The organism is Streptomyces sp. NPDC045967 (assembly GCF_056430495.1).
Genome location: NZ_JBWKLE010000004.1, coordinates 242,985 through 261,200, shown reverse-complemented (window position 1 = coordinate 261,200; position 18,216 = coordinate 242,985). Strand labels below are relative to the sequence as shown.

General features: G+C 72.8%; 24 protein-coding genes. 9 read left to right on the top strand and 15 right to left on the bottom strand.

The genetic code is table 11. From position 1 onward, the window contains the following. Nucleotides 1-17: 17 nt before the first annotated feature. A complete protein-coding gene (locus tag AC07FY_RS11210) occupies nt 18-845 on the bottom strand; it encodes a hypothetical protein (protein WP_479003820.1) in 828 nt (275 codons plus the stop codon). A 112-nt stretch (nt 846-957) separates the two neighbouring features. Here AC07FY_RS11210 and AC07FY_RS11205 point away from each other — a divergent pair, with 112 nt between their 5' ends. From AC07FY_RS11205 to AC07FY_RS11195, 3 genes are all read left to right on the top strand, one after another. Continuing rightward, nucleotides 958-1,437, top strand: a complete 480-nt coding sequence (locus AC07FY_RS11205) for an RrF2 family transcriptional regulator (protein ID WP_479004524.1) — start codon at nt 958-960, stop codon at nt 1,435-1,437. Between the two features lie 94 nt (nt 1,438-1,531). Further along, the gene (locus AC07FY_RS11200; RefSeq protein WP_479003817.1) at nt 1,532-1,930 is read left to right on the top strand and encodes a RidA family protein; all 399 of its coding nucleotides are present in this window, start codon (nt 1,532-1,534) and stop codon (nt 1,928-1,930) included. Between the two features lie 86 nt (nt 1,931-2,016). Continuing rightward, nucleotides 2,017-2,430, top strand: coding sequence for a hypothetical protein (locus AC07FY_RS11195; RefSeq protein ID WP_479003814.1), 414 nt, complete (start codon nt 2,017-2,019; stop codon nt 2,428-2,430). Between the two features lie 177 nt (nt 2,431-2,607). Here the strand turns inward: AC07FY_RS11195 and AC07FY_RS11190 are convergent, their stop codons facing one another. The 6 genes from AC07FY_RS11190 to AC07FY_RS11165 form a co-directional block, all read right to left on the bottom strand. Further along, nucleotides 2,608-2,784: a hypothetical protein gene (locus tag AC07FY_RS11190; RefSeq protein WP_479003812.1), complete on the bottom strand. Its 177-nt coding sequence runs from the start codon at nt 2,782-2,784 to the stop codon at nt 2,608-2,610. A gap of 64 nt (nt 2,785-2,848) precedes the next feature. Next, nucleotides 2,849-3,211, bottom strand: a complete 363-nt coding sequence (locus AC07FY_RS11185; protein WP_479003809.1) for a hypothetical protein — start codon at nt 3,209-3,211, stop codon at nt 2,849-2,851. A gap of 171 nt (nt 3,212-3,382) precedes the next feature. After that, on the bottom strand, nt 3,383-4,090 hold the full coding sequence (locus AC07FY_RS11180) for a class F sortase (RefSeq protein ID WP_479003807.1): 708 nt from the start codon (nt 4,088-4,090) through the stop codon (nt 3,383-3,385). Between the two features lie 199 nt (nt 4,091-4,289). After that, nucleotides 4,290-4,535, bottom strand: coding sequence for a hypothetical protein (locus AC07FY_RS11175; protein ID WP_362295151.1), 246 nt, complete (start codon nt 4,533-4,535; stop codon nt 4,290-4,292). 186 nt (nt 4,536-4,721) lie between these two features. Beyond that, complete coding sequence (pucL, locus tag AC07FY_RS11170) at nt 4,722-5,639, bottom strand: factor-independent urate hydroxylase (RefSeq protein WP_479003805.1); 918 nt, start codon at nt 5,637-5,639, stop codon at nt 4,722-4,724. Between the two features lie 245 nt (nt 5,640-5,884). Then, on the bottom strand, nt 5,885-7,258 hold the full coding sequence (locus AC07FY_RS11165; RefSeq protein WP_479003802.1) for an aminotransferase class III-fold pyridoxal phosphate-dependent enzyme: 1,374 nt from the start codon (nt 7,256-7,258) through the stop codon (nt 5,885-5,887). Nucleotides 7,259-7,473: 215 nt separating this feature from the next. Here AC07FY_RS11165 and AC07FY_RS11160 point away from each other — a divergent pair, with 215 nt between their 5' ends. Beyond that, nucleotides 7,474-7,896 (top strand): ATP-binding protein, encoded by a 423-nt coding sequence (locus AC07FY_RS11160; RefSeq protein WP_479003799.1) that lies wholly within the window; start codon nt 7,474-7,476, stop codon nt 7,894-7,896. Nucleotides 7,897-7,955: 59 nt separating this feature from the next. Here the strand turns inward: AC07FY_RS11160 and AC07FY_RS11155 are convergent, their stop codons facing one another. The 4 genes from AC07FY_RS11155 to AC07FY_RS11140 all read right to left on the bottom strand — a co-directional run bounded on the left by AC07FY_RS11155 (nt 7,956) and on the right by AC07FY_RS11140 (nt 11,443). Continuing rightward, entirely contained in the window at nt 7,956-8,816 is an 861-nt protein-coding gene (locus tag AC07FY_RS11155) for a SigB/SigF/SigG family RNA polymerase sigma factor (protein ID WP_479003796.1), read from the bottom strand. Between the two features lie 329 nt (nt 8,817-9,145). Next, nucleotides 9,146-9,529, bottom strand: coding sequence for a hypothetical protein (locus AC07FY_RS11150; protein ID WP_479003793.1), 384 nt, complete (start codon nt 9,527-9,529; stop codon nt 9,146-9,148). A 96-nt stretch (nt 9,530-9,625) separates the two neighbouring features. Beyond that, the gene (locus tag AC07FY_RS11145) at nt 9,626-9,829 is read right to left on the bottom strand and encodes a cold-shock protein (RefSeq protein ID WP_030011983.1); all 204 of its coding nucleotides are present in this window, start codon (nt 9,827-9,829) and stop codon (nt 9,626-9,628) included. A gap of 291 nt (nt 9,830-10,120) precedes the next feature. After that, nucleotides 10,121-11,443, bottom strand: coding sequence for a chloride channel protein (locus tag AC07FY_RS11140; RefSeq protein ID WP_479004521.1), 1,323 nt, complete (start codon nt 11,441-11,443; stop codon nt 10,121-10,123). A 319-nt stretch (nt 11,444-11,762) separates the two neighbouring features. Here AC07FY_RS11140 and AC07FY_RS11135 point away from each other — a divergent pair, with 319 nt between their 5' ends. Next, nucleotides 11,763-12,038: an isoamylase early set domain-containing protein gene (locus AC07FY_RS11135; protein ID WP_479003790.1), complete on the top strand. Its 276-nt coding sequence runs from the start codon at nt 11,763-11,765 to the stop codon at nt 12,036-12,038. Between the two features lie 7 nt (nt 12,039-12,045). Further along, on the top strand, nt 12,046-12,576 hold the full coding sequence (locus AC07FY_RS11130) for a SixA phosphatase family protein (protein ID WP_479003787.1): 531 nt from the start codon (nt 12,046-12,048) through the stop codon (nt 12,574-12,576). A 74-nt stretch (nt 12,577-12,650) separates the two neighbouring features. Here the strand turns inward: AC07FY_RS11130 and AC07FY_RS11125 are convergent, their stop codons facing one another. After that, nucleotides 12,651-13,391, bottom strand: a complete 741-nt coding sequence (locus AC07FY_RS11125) for a PP2C family protein-serine/threonine phosphatase (protein ID WP_479003784.1) — start codon at nt 13,389-13,391, stop codon at nt 12,651-12,653. Nucleotides 13,392-13,476: 85 nt separating this feature from the next. Here AC07FY_RS11125 and AC07FY_RS11120 point away from each other — a divergent pair, with 85 nt between their 5' ends. The 3 genes from AC07FY_RS11120 to AC07FY_RS11110 all read left to right on the top strand — a co-directional run bounded on the left by AC07FY_RS11120 (nt 13,477) and on the right by AC07FY_RS11110 (nt 16,249). Next, complete coding sequence (locus AC07FY_RS11120) at nt 13,477-13,776, top strand: hypothetical protein (protein WP_479003783.1); 300 nt, start codon at nt 13,477-13,479, stop codon at nt 13,774-13,776. 398 nt (nt 13,777-14,174) lie between these two features. Then, nucleotides 14,175-15,356 (top strand): NAD(P)/FAD-dependent oxidoreductase, encoded by a 1,182-nt coding sequence (locus AC07FY_RS11115; RefSeq protein WP_479004518.1) that lies wholly within the window; start codon nt 14,175-14,177, stop codon nt 15,354-15,356. Beyond that, nucleotides 15,353-16,249 (top strand): RNA polymerase sigma-70 factor, encoded by an 897-nt coding sequence (locus AC07FY_RS11110; RefSeq protein ID WP_479003781.1) that lies wholly within the window; start codon nt 15,353-15,355, stop codon nt 16,247-16,249. Before AC07FY_RS11115 ends, AC07FY_RS11110 begins: the two co-directional genes overlap by 4 nt. Nucleotides 16,250-16,267: 18 nt before the next feature. On the opposite strand, the gene AC07FY_RS11105 is transcribed toward AC07FY_RS11110, so the two are convergent. The 3 genes from AC07FY_RS11105 to AC07FY_RS11095 form a co-directional block, all read right to left on the bottom strand. Continuing rightward, the gene (locus AC07FY_RS11105) at nt 16,268-16,606 is read right to left on the bottom strand and encodes a MerR family transcriptional regulator (protein ID WP_479003779.1); all 339 of its coding nucleotides are present in this window, start codon (nt 16,604-16,606) and stop codon (nt 16,268-16,270) included. A gap of 951 nt (nt 16,607-17,557) precedes the next feature. After that, nucleotides 17,558-17,869, bottom strand: a complete 312-nt coding sequence (locus AC07FY_RS11100) for an SCO5918 family protein (RefSeq protein ID WP_479003776.1) — start codon at nt 17,867-17,869, stop codon at nt 17,558-17,560. 52 nt (nt 17,870-17,921) lie between these two features. Then, nucleotides 17,922-18,212 (bottom strand): CBS domain-containing protein, encoded by a 291-nt coding sequence (locus tag AC07FY_RS11095; protein WP_479003773.1) that lies wholly within the window; start codon nt 18,210-18,212, stop codon nt 17,922-17,924. Between the last annotated feature and the right edge of the window lie 4 nt (nt 18,213-18,216).

Sequence of the window (18,216 nt, the reverse complement as noted above, 5' to 3'; positions counted from 1 at the left end):
GTTGGTACCTTCCGAGCTTATGGGCTGCGGCGCAGCCGGCCCGCCAGCCAGGCGCCCAGCGCGGCGGCGAGCCCGACCGCCAGCACCACCCACGCGGTGGTGCGCAGGAAAGCGGTCAGGGCGTCGTACACCGCTCCGGCGGCCTGCCGGTCGATGTCGACGGGCAGGTCGTCCAGTGTGATCCGGCGGCAGACGCCCACGGCGATCCACAGCAGTGCGGCTCCCACCGCGAGCCCCAACCCGGTGGCCATCACGGCCCGCCGGCGGCGGACGGCGACGGCGACGGCCGCCGCGGCCAGGGCCACGGTCAGTACGGGGAGCCAGATCCCCGCGATCTGGAGCATGCGGAACCCCTTCCGGAGCGCGCCGAGGTTGTCCCATTCCATGACCTCGACGGTCACGTGGGTCACCGGGATACGGTCGGCGAACGGCACCCCCTCGGCGACGAGTTCTCCCTTGACGTGGGCGATGACGGGCTCCAGGTCGATGGTGACGGCGTCGCCGTGGCCGGTGGTGAGCGCGGTGAGGAAGGCGGCGTGGGCGGCCCGGTTGGCCGCGTCCCAGGCGGTGCGGTAGGCCTCGGAACCGGCGAAGGAGCGCAGGGCTTCGCCGAGCAGGGCGTCGACTCCGCTCTGGAAGGGGCCCGCGTCGATCTGCCCGGCGAGGCCGCGGGTCGCCTGGGCGACGACGACGCCCTGGACGGCCGGGTCGGTGGCCAGCGGGGCCATCGCGGCGGTGTAGCGGTCGGCGTCGCCCAGGTCGCGGTCGGTCCAGTACGCGACGGCGCTCGCGGGCACCAGGAGGGCCACGAGCACGATCAGTACCGCCGACAGGATGGTGCGCACGTCACCAGGGAAGGTCCGGCCCGCGTGCGGCGCGAGGGATGTTGCTGCGGGTGGGTCGCGCCGGTCCCCCTTGCGGGTGAAAACCTGGACATCTAATATCCAGATTATGAAGATGAGCGACGGCGTCGAGTGGGCGCTGCACAGCTGCGTCAACCTGGCGTGGAGCGGGCCGGACCGGGCGGTGTCGGCGGCGCGGCTGGCCGCGTGGCACGACCTGCCCGCGGCCTACTTGAACAAGCAGCTCCAGGCGCTGGCCCGGGCGGGCATCGTCGTCTCCACCCCGGGCCCCCGCGGCGGGTTCCGCCTGGCCCGCCCGCTCGCCGACATCTCCCTCATGGACGTGGTCGCCGCCGTGGAAGGTCCCGACGAGGCCTTCCGGTGCACCGAGATCAGGGGGCAGGGGCCCGGGGGGCCGGACCGGGAGGCGGAGGCCGGCGCCCCCGCCTGCGCCATCGCACAGGCCATGGGCCGGGCCGAACTGGCCTGGCGCACGGCCCTGGCGGCGCAGGACCTCGACGGAATCCGGCGGCAGGCCGAACGGCAGGCCCCCGACGCCCCCGAGCGGCTCCGCGCCTGGCTCGCCGCGCGGTAGCCGCCCCCGCGCGCACCCGTCACCCCGCACGCACGGCAACGGAACACGCACGGCAACGGAACACGCACGGCGACGGAAACCCAGGAGCTTCGACATGACGCGCAGCATCACCGACCCGGCAGGACTCCACACCCCGACCGCCTACGGCTACAGCCACGTCGTCTCCGCCCCGGGGGAGCAGGTCTTCATAGCGGGCCAGTACGGATCCGACGAGAGCGGGCACGTCGTCCGCGAGGACTTCGCCGGACAGGTCGCGCGAGCCTTCGCCAACCTCCGCACCGCCCTCGCCGCGGTCGGGCTCGGCCCCGCCGACGTGGTCCGCCTCGGCACCTACATCGTCGACCACGACCAGGAGAAGCTGGCCGTCCTGCTCGAGGAGCTGCACGCCATCTGGGGCACCGAGCTGCCCGCGCAGACCCTGGTCGGGGTGGCCGCGCTCGCCTTGCCCGGCATGCTCTTCGAGGTCGACGCGGTGGCGGTGCGGCCCACCTGATCGGCCCGCCTGACCGGCCCGCACGGTTGATCGGGTTGCCGGGCCGGGACGCAGGGTGTGCCCTGAGGGGGAGAGAGGAGCCCGTCATGGCACACGCGGCATCCACCGCCTCCGGGCGGCGCCACCACCGTCCGACCGCGGCGGCCACCCACCGCACCACCAGGGACGCCCTCACCCGGGCCGTGCTCGCCGGGCTCGTCTACGGGGTCTGGGCCGCCTTCATCGAGCGCCAGACGGGGCCGGTGGACGCGGGCAACGTCTTCTTCGGGATCCTGTGCGGCGCGCTCTTCGCCGGTGTCCTGTTCGCCCTGGGCCGGGTCGGGCCCCGGCTGCAGCGCGAGGTCCGTGCGGCCGCGTACGGAGTGTTCACGGGCGCCGCCGCGGGCTTCCTGCACAGCCTGACCGGCTCCAGTGTGCTGAGGGCCGCCGTGGTCGGCCTCTTCGTCGGCATGGGTGTAGGGCTCGCCGCGTTCTACCGCTACTACACGCGCGAGGATTGAGCCCGAGGAGCCCACCGGACCGTCCTTTCGGCCGGGTCCGGCCGGGACGTTCGGCCGAGGCGGCGCGGCAGCCGTCCGGCGCGGACTGGTGGTGGCGCCGGTTCCCGTGACCGTGGTCGAACCTCACGTGACCACGCTCCGTTGCGAGGGCGGGGGAACCGGCGCTCCTCGGAGTTCCTACGCGGCGGAGTCCGCAGGGGCGGTCCGCTGGTGTTCGCTCTCGGGCTCGGGGACCGGGCGCGTGGTCTTCTGCGACACGGCCGGGTCGGTGCTGTGGCGGACCGGCGACGGCGTGAAGCGGGTGGCTTCGGCACGGATCATGGCGTTCAGGGCGGCGTACGCGTCGATGGGCATGGCGGAACCTCACGTGGTCGAGGGGGTGTGGGGAGACTGCGCTGCTGTCGGAGTTCCGGCCCGGTCAGCAGCGCAGGACCACACTCCGCACCGCGCGCGCGGACGGCGGCCCGGCCGTCCGCCCCACGGGCGCGACCGCGGGCGGCTCCTCGGCATGTTTCACGTGAAACACCGGCAGCGCAGCCCGCCGTCCGCCGGGCAGCCCGCGCGCCATCGCCCGTACGGCCGCCCGCGATTCGGGTTCGGCGGCCGGATCGGACTGGCCCTCGGCGGGCTCGACGGGGGCACTGGAGGAGGGGCGGGACTCGGCGACCATCGCCGCGGCCGGCCCGGCGCCGAAGACGCACAGCAGCACGACGCAGGCCACGGTCAGGGCCTTCGTCAGGGCCCTGGTCAGGGCCGCGCGCACGTGCTGCCTCCCGCTCATGCGAGGGGTGTGCCCCGACACGCCGGGCGGCTTGCGGTCCGCGTGCCGAAAGCGCCCGACCGGCGGAACGAACAGGCCGACCGGAGGAACGCGGTGCGTGCCCTGCCGGGACGGCGGGGTTGCGACCCGGTGGGACGACGCCGGGACGGCGCGACGGCGGGGCCCGGTCGGTCAGCGGCTGCCGCGCTGCCCGGTGAGCCGGGCCAGTACGGAGCTCTCACCGCCGATCAGCCGCAGTCGGGGCCGCCCGGCTCCGCCGTCGCTCTCCCCCGACGGGCCGGGGGAGACCCGGATGACGGTGAACACGGCCGTCCGGCCGTCGTCCCGGGTGACCTCGACGGTCCGGCCCGGCCGGAGCCCGGAGAGGTCCAGGCCGGGCCCGCCGATCACCGCGGTACCGGCGGCGCCGGGCGCCGGACCCCCGCTGTGCCACGCGACGTCACCGGACCGGCCCGGTCGGGGATGCCCGCCCCGCCCGGCGTGCCCGTCCTGCCCGGCGCTCGGGCCGGCTCCCCGGTCCCCGGCCGGCGACCCGGGCCCGTCGTACCCTCCGGGAGCCCGGGTCACCCGTACGTCGATACCGAGACCCGGCACGCGCAGCCGCAGCGGCCGCGCATCCCGCAGCGGCCCCGTGATCGGCCGCAACGGGCCCGCCGTCGTCCTCGGGGACCGGGGGCCGTCCGCGGAGTCGTCGCCCCCGGGCAGCTCCCGCTGGCGGGCCAGGCGCCGGTGGTCGGAAAGCCCGAGCGCCCGCGAGGGCAGCGCGTCGTCGGTGGCGGCGACCGAGGGGTCCGCGCCCTCGGTGCGCTGCAGCACGGCGATCCCGGTGGCCAGCAAGACCACCGTCAGCGCGGTGACGACCGACTTGGCGCGGCGCATGCGGGTCCCTCCGGTCCGGCTCGGGCGGCCGGCTCATGTGGGCAGTGGACCTCTCCCCTGCCCGCCGGCACCCGGTGCAACACGGAAGACTGACAGGACGTCACGGCGTGTCGCGTTCCCGATCCGGATGTCCGCACGGATCGGGGCCGGTCCGGCCGCGCCGCGGCGGGGCGGAGGGGGGTGCGCCCGAACGGGTGATTCAGGTGGTCACCAGCGTCGCCGTCGCGACACCCATCAGGACCGCGGCGAGGTGGACCGCCGGGTGGCCGTAGTCCCCGCACCACAGATGGCGGGCGAGGCCGCCCAGCGCGGCCAGGGCCGCGATCACACCGAGCTGGCCGAAGAGGGTGACGGCGGTGAAGGGGGCCAGGAGCAGCAGGAAGGAGTTCAGCCAGAAGGGGGCCGCGCCCGTCCAGCCCCGCCATTCCCTGATCGCCCGCGGCATGGACTACCCGCCCCCTCGCACCTCGTCGTCAACCAGTCGGCAGCACAGCCTCCTTGGGTGCGGCGATCGGCACAAGGGTTCGTTTCGGCTACCGAACCGGAAGAGCGGCTGGAACTCGTCCCCGCAGCGCAACGGCCCGGACCCCGTAGAGCGGTCCGGGCCGAACGGAGCGGCAAACGGAAGGTGTCAGGCGACGATCCAGTCGGAGGTCGCGATCACCGGCTGGACACCGTCGCGGTGGACGGTGCCCTCGATGAGGCCGTACATCCGGTCCGCCGCGAAATAGACCTCGTTGTCGTTCTTGAGGCCGAAGGGCTCGAGGTCGACGAGGAAGTGGTGCTTGTTGGGCAGGTTCAGGCGGACTTCGTTGACCTTGGGGCAGTGGTCGAGGACGCGCTCGGCCATCTGGTGCAGGGTCTGCTGGAGGGAGTAGGAGTACGTCTCCGCGAAGGCTTCCAGCATGTTCTTGCGGACCTTCCTGTACGACTGGTCCCAGTCGTGGGAGGGGTCGTCGGCGGCCAGCGCGGAGTGCGCCCAGCGAGCGGTGACCTTGGTCGCCAGGATGCGGTCGTACGCCTCCCGCAGGGTCGTGTACTTGTCCTTGATGTACCCGTGGAACTCGGAGTTCGTCGAGTTCATCACCGTCAGGTCCTTCAGGCCCGAGATGACCTGGAGGCCGGTCGTCTCGCTGTAGGTGATCTGCGCGGTGCGCACCTCCTGGCCCTTGCGGACGAAGGAGTGCTGCTCCTTGCGGGTCGGGACCGGGATCCGGTCCCACACGTACTCCTCGATGCGGATCTGCGCCTCGCGGATCGGCTGCTGGGAGGAGACGAAGTGCTTGGCGAGCAGGATGCCGAAGGCTTCGGGGGACTCGATTCCGTGTTCCTTGCCGAAGGCGTACACCGTGTTCTTGGTGGTGTCGGTCGGCAGGCAGTTGGCGTTGTCGCCCGTGAGGTGGACGTCGCGGAACTCACCGCGGAGCGCGACCGACACGTTGAGATCGCGGATCTCGTGCCACGAGCCGTCGCCGCCCTTCCGGGTCACCTTGACGATGCGGTTCTCGGCCTTGCCGTACTGGTTCTGCGCGAGGACGTGCTTGCTCATGCTTGTCTTCCTTCGGATACGGGAACACGGAGTCCGGTTGCCTGGATCCCGTACGCCCGGCGTCCAGCGGTCGGCCCGCTCCCCGCCGTTCGGCCCCGTGGGACCGCCCCGGGACTGACGTGCATCCCGGTCCGTAGGTGCTTGTTCGTACGCACGGATTGCAGCATGTGAATGGCGGGTCAACCACCGTACGGATCATCCGAACACCGGCACCCAGGACTTGGGCGACCCCACAGATGTGCAGGTCAGGCCATATGGGCGTCCGCTACCGAGAGGGCCTCGTCGAGGATTTCCAGCCCCTTGGAGACGTCCTCGGCCGAGATGGTGCAGGGCGGTGCGACGTGGACGCGGTTGCCGGCGAGCAGCGGCCAGAGCCCGCCCTTGCGGCAGGCGGCGCCGAAGGCCGCCATCGGCGCGTTGTCCGCCCCGGAGGCGTTGTACGGCACCAGCGGTTCACGCGTGGCCCGGTCCCGCACCAGTTCCAGGGCCCAGAACGTGCCCAGACCCCGGACCTCCCCGACCGAGGGGTGCCGCTCGGCGAGCGCGCGCAGCCCGGGGCCGAGCAGCTCGGCGCCGGTACGGGCGGACCGCTCGACCACGCCTTCCTCCTCCATGACGTTGATCGTCGCCACGGCGGCGGCGCAGGCCAGGACGTGCCCGGAGTACGTCAGGCCGCCCGGGTAGGGCCGGCGGGCGAAGGTCTCGGCAATGGCGGCCGAGATGGCGACCCCGCCGAGCGGCACGTATCCGCTGGTCACGCCCTTGGCGAAGCAGAGCAGGTCGGGGACGACGTCCCAGTGCTCCGCGGCGAACCAGCGGCCGGTGCGCCCGAAGCCGACCATGACCTCGTCGAGGACGAAGACGATGCCGTGGCGGTCGCAGAGTTCGCGGACGCCGCGCAGGTAGCCGGCCGGGTGCACCAGGACGCCGGGAGCCCCGCCGACGGTCTCCAGGATGATCGCGGCGATGGACTGCGGGCCCTCGAACACGATGGTGTCCTCGAGGTGGCGCAGGGCCCGCTCGCACTCCTCGGCCTCGTCGGCCGCGTAGAAGGGCGAGCGGTAGGCGAAGGGGCCCCAGAAGTGCACGACGCCGGCCGTGGCGGTGTCGTTGCCGAAGCGGCGGGCGTCACCGGTCAGGTTGATCGCGGTGGAGGTGGCGCCGTGGTAGGAGCGGTAGGCGGACATCACCTTGGGCCGGCCGGTGTGCAGCCGGGCCATGCGCACGGCGTTCTCCACGGCCTCGGCCCCGGCGTTGGTGAAGAAGATCTTGTCCAGGTCGCCGGGCGTGCGTTCGGCGATCAGCCGCGCCGCCTCGGAGCGGACGTCGACCGCGAAGCCGGGGGCGACGGTGCACAGCCGCGCCGCCTGCTCCTGGATGGCCGCGGTGACCTTCGGGTGCTGGTAGCCGATGTTGGTGAAGACGAGGGCGCTGGAGAAGTCGAGGTACCGGTTGCCGTCGTAGTCCCAGAAGTACGAGCCCTCGGCCCCGGCGACGGCGAGCGGGTCGATGAGCTCCTGCGCCGACCAGGAGTGGAAGACATGCCGTCGGTCGGCGTCCTTCACGGCCTCCTTCGCGGAGTCCGTCGGGGCGGCGGGATCGTGGGCTTCTGCGTTCATGTAACGAGAATAGTTGTCCACGATGTGGAATAGACGGTCGCATCTGTCCCGGCGTCACACCGCCAGGCGCCCGGACGGAGGTCTTTTTCCGTGTGTCGGAAGGATTTTTCCATCAAGCGAAACAATGGGGGAGATCGAGAGCCGACGGCCGCCCTAGGATTGGCAGCCCTGGGTAGGGGTACATGCGGCGCGGAGGCGCGGAGACGGGAGGCCCTGTGGCCGAGCAGACGCGGAGGCTCGTTCTCGGCGGCGCCACGACCGGTGTCGTGGGACGGTGCCGGGACTTCACCCGCCGGGCGCTGGCGGACTGGCAGTGGCCCGGAGGGCCGGAGTCCGTCGACGACGTGCTGCTGCTCGTCTCCGAGGTGGTCACGAACGCCTGCCTGCACGGAGGCGGTCCCCGCGAGCTGGTCCTGCGGCACACCCCCGAGCGACTGCGCGTGGAGGTCAGCGACGACAACCCTGACCTCCCGAGGCGGCGGCCCCCCGGTGACCGCACCCTGCCGGGAGGCCACGGCCTGATCGTCCTGGGACGGCTGGCGCGCGACTGGGGCGCCGTCCCCTCGCCGGACGGTGGACCGGGCAAGGTCGTCTGGCTGGAGGTCCCGCCGCCCCTCCGCTCCGTGGACGCCCCTTAGGTCGTCCGGTCCGCGGTCGTCCGGTTCGCCCGATGCCCCGCAGGGCGTCCCGGTGCTCCTCAGGCGGTCTCGACCCGCTGCGCGGGTCGGGCCCGGTCCCCGGCGGGGTCCTCGCCGTCGACGAGGGCGTCGGTGAGCAGGCCGGTGCGCAGCCGCTCCAGAGTGCGGGTCAGCAGCCGCGACACGTGCATCTGGGACAGGCCCAGCCGGTCCCCGATCTCGGACTGCGTCAGCTCCTGCCCGAACCGCAGGGAGAGCAGGGTCCGCTCGCGCTCCGGCAGGCACGCCAGGATCGGCTTGAGGGATTCCAGGCATTCGATCCGGTCGTAGGCAGCCTCCTCCTCGCCGAGGGAGGGCCGGTCGGCGCCCGAGTCCCGGTCGCCCTCCTCCTGGGCGGGGGCGTCCAGGGAGCGCGCCGAGTAGGCGGACGCCGCCTTGCGGCCTTCCGCGAGCTCCTCCGGGGTGACGTGCAGCTGCCCGGCGAGTTCGGAGTCCGTGGGCTCGCGGCCCAGCGTCTGCTCCAGCGCGTCGTGCGCCTTGGCCGCGTCGATCCGCAGCTCCTGGAGCCGGCGCGGGACCTTTACGGCCCAGCTCGTGTCCCGGAAGAACCGCTTGATCTCGCCCGTGATCGTCGGCATCGCGAACGAGGTGAACTCCACCCCGCGCTCCGGATCGAACCGGTTGATGGCCTTGATCAAACCGATCGTGCCGACCTGGACGATGTCCTCCATCGGCTCGCTGCGGCCGCGGAACCGGCGGGCGGCGTACTTGACCAGGCTGAGGTTCAGCTCGACCAGGGTGTTGCGGACGTAACTGAACTCCGCGCTGCCCTCCTCCAGCTCGGCGAGCCTGCGGAACAGGGCCACGGACAGGGCCCTGGCCTCGTGGGTTCCGACGTCTGTGAGGTTCGTGTGGTGCATGGCGCTGCGCTCCTCCGACCGGCGGCCCCCGGCCCCCGAAGGGGCCCGGGGGATACGTCGTCGCGATGTCCCGAGCTCTCGCACGCGTCCTACTGTCGCACTGTCCCAGGGGATATACCCGTCCAGATGGGTGCGTACCCCACTTGGATTATCCCCCGGAACCGCATGCCGGCGAGCTGTCGGCGGGTCGCCCACACGGACGCACGGCACCACACGGCCGCACGGACCGCACGCCACACACGGGCCCGCACACATGGCCCGCACGGCGCCGCCGCCCCGGCCGCACGGCCAGGGCGGGGCGCTCGCCCGGGAATGAGGATGTCAGGGCGTCATCTGTCCGAGTAGCTGAAGTCGCCCACCGTCCAGGCGCTGACGTCCTTGACGGCGATCCGGTACATGCCGCCGGTCTCGGGGATCCCCAGGGTGCCCTGGAGGATGCGCGCCACGTGGAAGTGCAGGTGGGATGGGGTGCCGTCGGCGGGGGGAGGGGTCCGGCCCGCCGGGCCGCCGGATTCTCGGAACACCGCGGCGAACGGGGCGAGCTGGTCGGAGTCCTGGAGGACCTCGGCGACGCGCTGGCGCCAGACGCTTTCGGGGGCGAGACGGCCGGTGATGACGGCGCCGTGCACCACGACGGTCAGGGACATCTGATTGGTTTGCTCCGACTCGACCATGGCGGCGAGGTCGATGAGCAGGTCGTCAGGGGTCGACATGGGCGGGACTCTAGCAAGCCCGGGCGCCGACGACGACGACGAGGCCGGGGCCCGCACCTCTCGGTGCGGGCCCCGGCCCCGGTGTGTGTGTCGACGTCAGGCGGGAACGATGTTCTCGGCCTGCGGGCCCTTCTGGCCCTGCGTGACGTCGAAGGTGACCTTCTGGCCTTCCTGGAGCTCACGGAAGCCGGAGGACGCGATGTTGGAGTAGTGGGCGAAGACGTCCGCGCCGCCACCCTCCTGCTCGATGAAGCCGAAGCCCTTTTCCGCGTTGAACCACTTAACAGTACCGGATGCCATCTGAAATTCTCCTTCGGGGCAGTGCCCGGAATCGCACCGTGCGATTCCGGCGTCGCTGTGATGATTGCCCCGCCGGAAAGATTACCGGTAAAAAAGAACTGCTCTGGGAACCACAACTGCAACTGGAATCACCGTAACACAGAGGGTGCGGTGAGCAGCGGTATTTCGCCCCGCGGGCCGACCGGGCGAAATTCGTGACGCGAAACTCATATTAATGATGAGGTGTGGCGGCGACAGATTTTGGGTATAGCGGTCCCCGCCGGGGCGCGGCGTCCGGGACGCCGCCCGCTGTCACCCGCCCACCGGCCGCCCGGGCGGCAGGAGTTCCGTGACGAGGAACGCGACGACGGCCGCCAGGATGACCACGGGCATCATGGCGGCGCTGCCGAGGACCAGTACCACCAGCACCACGCTGCTCACCGGCAGCCGCAGGGTGGCCGCCGCGGCCGCGGCCATGCCCGCCGCCATCGCGGGGACGACGCCCAGACCCGGCAGGGGCGCGAGGAGGACGCCCGCGGCGGCTCCGAGGAAGAGCGCGGGGAACACCGGGCCGCCGCGCAGGCTGCCGAGGCACAGCGCGTAGGCGGCGCCCTTGAGGGCCAGCACGGCGAGGAGCGCGCCGCTGCCCCAGGCCCGCGGGTCTGCGGCGAGGGCGCCCAGGGCGGCCTGGCCCGAGGAGGCCACCTCTCCGGGCGACCGCCCGGTGACCAGCGCGTAGACCGCGGCGCAGGCCGCGGCGCCGAGGGCGCAGGGCACGGTCCGTACGACGGGCCGCACCCGGACGTACGCGGCCACCGCCCGGGCCCCGACGTTTACGGGGTGCAGCGCGACGGCCACAACCGCGGCGACGGCCAGCGACCACAGGACGTCGGCCACGTCCAGGCCGGGCACCGACGCGCCCAGGTCCAGCGACAGCTGGCCCGTCCCCAGCCCGGTCCAGTGCCCCAAGCCCGTGAAGACCAGCGCCCCGACCCCGCTGGACAGCAGGGCGGGCAGCATGACGGCGAACAGCCGCGGCCCGCCCACACCCGCCACCTCGATCAGCAGCACCGCCGCCACCACCGGATTGCCGAAGATCGCGGAGATGGCCGCCGCCGCCCCGGCCGCGCCCAGCAGCGCGGTGTTCTGCGGAGTCGCCGGCGCCTGCGCGAGGTCGCGGAACAGCAGCGCCAGCCCGCTGCCCAGGGCGATCAGCGGGGCCTCGGGGCCGAGGACGGCGCCGAGCGGCAGACTCGCCGCCGCGGCGAGCAGCACCCCGGGCAGCGCGGCCGGCGATGAGGCCCCCATGTGCATGCCGGCGGCGGGTACGTGGCCTCCGCCGCCGGGGAGGTGGGTGACGACGAGACCGACCAGCACGCCCGCCACGAGCAGCAGGGGAAACGGCCACCACCAGGGCGGACCGTCGTGGCCCAGCGCCTGCGGGAGGTCGGCCCACAGCGCGCGTTCCGCTGCGCGGAGCCCGGCGAGGAACCAGAAGGCGGCGACGGACACCGGGATGCCGGTGAGCGCGCAGAAGACCAGCACCTTGGGATAGCCGGGGCTGCGGAGCAAATCGCGCAGCCCGTCCGGCTCGGGCGGCGCGGGACCGTTTTCGCCGGAGTGCGGCTCCCTCATGGGCACGCCGTGCCTTCCATGGCTCCAGGAGAACGGGCCGGGGACCATCGCGCGACCGGAGCGCTCGAGGTGCGGGGTGCGCCGCGCCGCGCCCCCGCACCACCGCGGGCACCACCGGCCGGATCACCCGTCCGGCCCCCTGCGACCCGGCCGCCTTTCCGTCCGGTCCGTGCCCGGCCGCCGACGGGCCCCGCCGGACCGCGCACCGTGGTGGACGGGTGATCCCCCGGGCACCCGCGGAGGCGTCGGCATGCGGGCCGCCCGTCCGGCCCCGAGGATGGGCGGGATCCCGTCCGCCTCCGCAGTCAGGAGCCTTTCCATGCTGGAGCGCAAGCTGCGCAAGGACCGCACCGAGGTCACCTTCGTCCTTCCGGCGGACACGCCGCCCGGGCCGGTGAGCGTGGTCGGCGACTTCAACGACTGGCAGCCCGGGGCGCACACGCTCAAGCCCCGCAAGGACGGGAAGCGGGCCGTCACGGTCGAGCTGCCGCCCGAGAGCGCGCACTCCTTCCGCTATCTGGCCGCCGGGGACTACTGGTTCAATGACGACACCGCCGGCGACCGGGAAGGCCCCAACAGCCGCCTGCACACGTGAGGCGCCCATGACGGAAGCGGGCACCGTCCGGCGGCTGGTCGTCCTGCGACACGCCAAGTCCGCCTGGCCGCCAAACGTGCCCGACGCCCGGCGCCCGCTCGGTCCCCGCGGCCTGCGCGACGCCCCGGCCGCGGGCCGCTGGCTGCGCGAGAGCGGCTGCGTGCCCGACCGCGTCGTGTGCTCGCCCGCGCTGCGCACCCGCCGCACCTGGGAGCTCGTCGCGGCCGAAGCCGGGCTCCCCGGGCCGGTGGAGTACGAGGAACGCGCCTACGGGGCCGACGCCGAGGAGCTGCTGGACCTCGTACGGGAGACCCCCGCGCAGGTGGGGACGGTGCTGCTCGTCGGGCACAACCCGGGCGCGCAGGAGCTGGTCCTGCTGCTCGCCGGCGAAGGGGACGCCCGCACGTTGGAGCAGGTCCGTACGAAGTTCCCGACGTCCGCGATCGCGGTGCTCGACCTGGCCGGTCCGGGAGCCTGGCGGTCCCTCGCGCCGGGCTCCGCCCGGCTGACCGGCTTCGTCGTCCCCCGGGGCGCCTGAGGGCCTGTCCGGGCGGGTGAGCGGGCCGGTCGGGAACGGACCGGGCCGCGGAACGCCCCGTCGCAGGACCGGCCTCACTCACCGATCCGGATGAGCGCGAGCGTGATGTTGTCCGGCCCCCCGGCCTCGATGGCCGCCTTCCACAGCTCGAAGGCGGCCTTCCCGTCGTCGTGGACCCGGAGCAGGCCGGCGATGGCCTCCTCCGGCACCGGGTCGGTCAGCCCGTCGCTGCACACCAGGTAGCGGTCGCCCGTGGACAGCGGGAACTCCGCCACGTGCGGCGTGACCGGTCTGCGTTCGCGGCTGCCGCCCAGCACCTGGGTGACGGCCGAGGTGGTGCGGTGCCCCGGCGCCGGCGGCGGGCTGTCGTCCACGCTGAGCTGGCGCAGTCCGTCCGCGGTCGCCCGGAACACCTTGCTGTCACCGACGTTGAAGGACAGCAGCGTGTCCTCCAGTACGAGGACACCGGCGACCGTGGTCCCCATGGAGGTCAGGTCCGGCCGCCCCTCGGCCGCCGCGTAAACCGCGCGGTCGCAGACCTCCAGGGCCCCGCGGACGGCCTCACCGCCCGCCAGCGAGGAGCTGAGCAGGGAGAGCTCGCGCACGACCAGCTCGCTGGCCACCTCGCCGGCCGGCTGGCCGCCGAGCCCGTCGGCGACGGCGACGAGGAGCGGCCGGCCGAGGGGGAACACGAGCGTCTGCGGGCTCTCCGTCGCGGTCCCGCACAGGGTCCACGGCCCGATGACCAGGCTGTCCTCGTTGTGATCACGTACGAGCCCGGTATGGCTCAGCGCGGTGACGGCGATGTACGGCACCTCCCCATTGTGGCGCCGCTCGGCATGCGGCGCGTGACCTGCCGGTGGAGGCTGGTCGGGGGGACCGAGGAAAGGACTGCGGCAGATGTTCGCGAGGCTGAGCACCTATCAGGGATCACCGGTTCCCGCGGAGGGGGACCTGAGTGCGCAGACGGAGGAGATCGTCCGGCAGGTCCAGGACCTTCCCGGCTTCCGAGGGGTCTACTACCTCGTGGACCGCGCCTCCGGAAAGGCCACGTCGCTGACCTTGTGGGACGACGAGCGGACCCTGGAGGAGAGCGAGGAGCCGGCCGCCCGGGTCCGCGAGGAGACGGCCCGGCGGGAAGGCCAGCGGATCGTGTCGGTGGAACGCTTCGAGGTCGGCTTCAGCAAGCTGCGGCCGTAAGGGGCTGCCGGCGGGGGCGGCCCGGCGGCCCTGCCGAAGCGCCGTACGAACGAAACACCACGGGAGTCCCCATGACCCAGACCCCTCCACCGGAGCCCGCTCCGCCGGCCGCCGTTCCCTTCCCCCCGGACCCGGCCGGCCATCCGCCGCCCCCGCCGCCCCCGCACCTCTTCCCCGCCGATCCGCAGGCGCCGAGAGCGGACCGCCGGAAAGCCGAATCCGACGACGCGACGTGATCTGGAGCACAACCTGTCACAACCGGCGGTGCCGCGGTGTCCTCATGCCGAACCCTTTCAGGCGGAGGAGACACCGTGAGCGAGAACAGTGGACGACGCACCGGGCACCCCGGGTCCGAGTACACCCGGGTCGTCGTGATCGGCGGCGGGTACGCCGGGGTCATGGCCGCCAACCGACTGACCGGGCGCGACGACGTGCGGGTGACGCTCGTCAACCCTCGGCCCGCCTTCGTGGAGCGGATCCGCCTGCACCAGGTGGTGGCCGGCTCCCACGACGCGGTCGTCGAGTACCGCAAGGTCCTCGCCCCCCGTGTCGCCCTCGTGGTCGACACCGTGACGCGGATCGACGCCGCCGCGCGCGGCGTCACGCTCTCGGGCGGGGAGACGCTCGGCTACGACTACCTGGTCTACGCGGTGGGCAGCGCCGGCGCCGTCCCGGGCGTGCCCGGAGCGGCCGAGCACGCTCGCCCCATCACCGCTCTGGAAGAGGCCCGGCGGCTGCGCGCGCTCGTCGCAGCCGCTCCCGCGAACGCCCCGGTGACGGTGGTCGGAGGGGGCCTGACGGGCATCGAGGCCGCCGCCGAACTGGCCGAACAGGGACGTGTCGCCGTGACCCTGGTGTGCGGCGGGGTGCTCGGCCCGTCCCTGCACCCGCGGGGCCGGCGCCGGGTGGCCGCGCGACTGGCCGCGCTCGGCGTGAGCGTGCTCGAAGGCCCCGACGCGAAGGTGACGGCGGTGACGCCCGACGCCGTCCGGCTCGCCGACGGGCGCGAGCTGCGCAGCACGGTGACGCTGTGGACCGCGGGGTTCGGCGTACCGGACCTGGCTGCGCGCAGCGGGCTGACCACCGACGCCCTGGGCCGCCTGCTCACGGACGAGACGCTGACCAGCGTGGACGACGAACGCATCGTCGCGGCCGGGGATGCGGCGGCCCCGTCGGACCTGCCGCTGCGGATGAGCTGCCAGGCGGCCGTGCAGCTGGGCCCGCAGGCCGCGGAGACGGTGCTCAGCCGGCTCGCGGGCAGGCAGCCGGCGCGGATCGAGGTGGGGTTCGTCAGCCAGTGCCTCAGCCTGGGGCGTCGCGCCGGCCTCCTCCAGCTCACGGCCAAGGACGACACCGCGAAGAAGTTCTCCTTCGCCGGCCGCCCGGCCGCCGTGGTCAAGGAGTTCATCTGCAGGGGCATCCCGTGGCAACTGGGCTACGAGGCGCGCCGGCCCGGCAGGCGGACCTGGTGGACCAAGGACGAGAAGCGGGAGCAGCTGCTCGCGGCACGGCGGGCCGGGGCGCAGGCCGCTGGGACGCCGGCTGCCGGGGCGCAGGGCCACGGGGGGATCCGGGTATGAACGTGGGGGCCGCCGATCCGGCGACGGAGGCTTTCGTCGCCCACCGCAACCTGCTGTTCACGGTCGCCTACGAGATGCTCGGCTCGGCGGCGGACGCAGAGGACGTCCTCCAGGAGACCTGGCTGCGGTGGGCGGCCGTGGATCTGGACCAGGTGCGCGACCAGCGCGCCTACCTGGTGCGGATCACGACCCGCCAGTCGCTGAACCGACTGCGCACGATGACCCGCCGCAAGGAGACGTACGTCGGCCCCTGGCTGCCCGAACCGCTCCTCACCGCGCCGGACGTGGCCCAGGACGTCGAGCTCGCCGAGAGCGTGTCGATGGCGCTGATGCTCGTCCTCGAGACGTTGTCGCCGACGGAGCGGGCCGTCTTCGTCCTCCGCGAGGTCTTCGACGTCGGCTATGACGAGATCGCTGCCGCCGTGGACAAGACCCCGGCGGCCGTGCGGCAGATCGCACACCGCGCCCGCCGGCACGTCGACGCCCGACGCCCGCGCGAGGCGGCCTCCGCGAGCGAGACCCGGGCGGCTCTGGAGTCCTTCCAGCGCGCCCTGACGACCGGGGACATCCAGGGCCTCCTGGACGTACTGGCCCCCGAGGTCGTCCTGCTGAGCGACGGCGGCGGTATCAAGCAGGCCGCGCGGCGGCCCGTCACCGGCGCCGACAAGGTGGCCCGCTTCATGATCGGCGGCCTCGGCAAGAACCGGCGCCCGCTGACCGTGGGCCTCACGGTGGTCAACGGCGGTCCCGCACTCGTCGTGCACGTGGACGGGGAGCTGGACGGGATCATGGCGATCCGGGTGGAGGCCGCCCGCATTGCGGGCCTCTACTACGTCCGCAATCCGCACAAACTGACCCGCGCCGAATCCGAGACCCCGCTCACCTTGCGCTGAACCGGGCGCGCGGGTGCCTCAGTCCGCGGCCGGCGGGGCGGACGCCTCGGCGGCGCGGCGGTACTCGGCGTTGATGCGCTGCGCTTCTTCGAGCTGGTCCTCGAGGATGATGATGCGGCAGGCGGCCTCGATCGGGGTTCCCTGGTCGACGAGTTCCCGGGCGCGTGCCGCGATGCGCAGTTGGTAGCGGGAGTAGCGGCGGTGACCGCCGGCGGAGCGGAGCGGGGTGATGAGGCGGGCCTCGCCGAGGGCGCGCAGGAAGCCCTGGGTGGTGCCGAGCATCTCGGCGGCCCGGCCCATGGTGTACGCCGGGTAGTCGTCGTCGTCGAGACGGCCGAACGAATCGTCTGCTGTCATTGAACCTCTCTCATGGACGCATGGAGGGGCCCTGGTGCCGTACGGCACCAGGGCCCCGAAGGAACTACTACACCATCTGTCGGCTCTTGTTACTGCGCCGACCTCGTGTTTCCGCTGACCCGACCTGGATGCTGCCGGGATAGCGGGGATCGCGGTTGCTTGACCGGAGACCACCTCACTATCGATGTCCTGCGGTACCCGGGCTCAGCGTTCGACCCGGGCGATCCTGATGGCGCCTGCTCCTCCGTTCTTCCCTCGTTGCTCACCGCTCACCGAGCGGGACTTTCGGTACTGCTGGTACTGCTCTACTGCTGGTACTGCCTACTACGGGTACTGCGTACTGCTGGTACTGCTCTACTGCGTACTACTGGTGATGCGTACTGCTCCGTGGCCTGTCCCAGCGCCACGCTCCGGCAGCCAGCCCCGTCGCCCATCCTGCATCTGCTCTGGCTTAGAACCCCACTGCCGAACTTCCCGGTGCGCGCGCCCGCAGCCGACGCCTTCACCGAGGTACCGCTCACTGACTTCACTGCTGGGTACCGCGAACTGCACTTGCTGTACTGCTCGTGGCGGCCCCTGATGACTGCGGGCCACCCGGTCCGGTCGTCAGTCCCGTCGCCGTCCTGAAAAAACCTGGCTTCGGAACTCCACCACCGCACCGTCCTGCGAACTGCACCTGCTTGTACTGCGTACTGCTTCCCGGCAGTTCATCTCTGCCCGGGCTTGCTGTTCCTTGGCTACGAGAGAAACCATAGCCGCGCCAGGACCCAATGTCTACTTCGGCCGACATAGATTTTCGTGTGTGCTGGTCAGAGCTAGTCGCGCCCGCTGATCGCAGTCCGTGCCCCGCCCCGCGCCGTACGGCAGGCCGGGAACGCGAGAGGGCCCGACCGGCGTGTGCCGGTCGGGCCCTCTGTGCTGGAGCGGTGGCGGCTCGCGCCCGTGCGTCGGTCAGACGGCCACGGGGGCGCCGAGCATCGCGGAAGCCTGCTGGAGCGGGGTGAGCACCCGCACCGGCGCGGCCGCCTGGGGAAGGCCCCGGCAGGTGAAGCCGAGCCGGAGCATGGCCCGGACGACCTCACCGGCGCTGAAGTCGCGCCGGTCCTGGCCGGTGATGACCTGGCCGACCTGCTTGACGGGGTAGGTACGGCGGCCGATGATCACGGACTCGCCGGAGACCTCCTCGGGCTTGACGCCCTTCATCGACTCCAGGACACCGCTTTTGGTCAGGTCGAACGGGAAACGGGCGATGACGCAGCGCATGTTGCCTCACAGGAAGGGAGAAGGGGCCGGGCCGGACCGCGGATGGGGCGGGTCAGCCTGCAAGGGCGAGGACGCCCGGGGGGCGACCCCGTTCGTCGGTGCCGGGCGGGGCGTCGAACCGGCGGTCGCCGAGGACGTCGCGCAGCCGGACCCGGTCGGTGTACGCGTCGCCCGCGCGGACGGCGGTGAGCAGGGTCCGGGTGACCGGTCGGCTGCACAGGCCGTCCCCGTCGGTGACGAGCAGACGGTCGGTGCGGGCACTGGCCATGACGGCCAGGGCCACTTCGACCGTCATGTCGTCCCAGACCTGCGGACCGCTCGCCTCCGGAGTGTCGGCGGGCATCCGG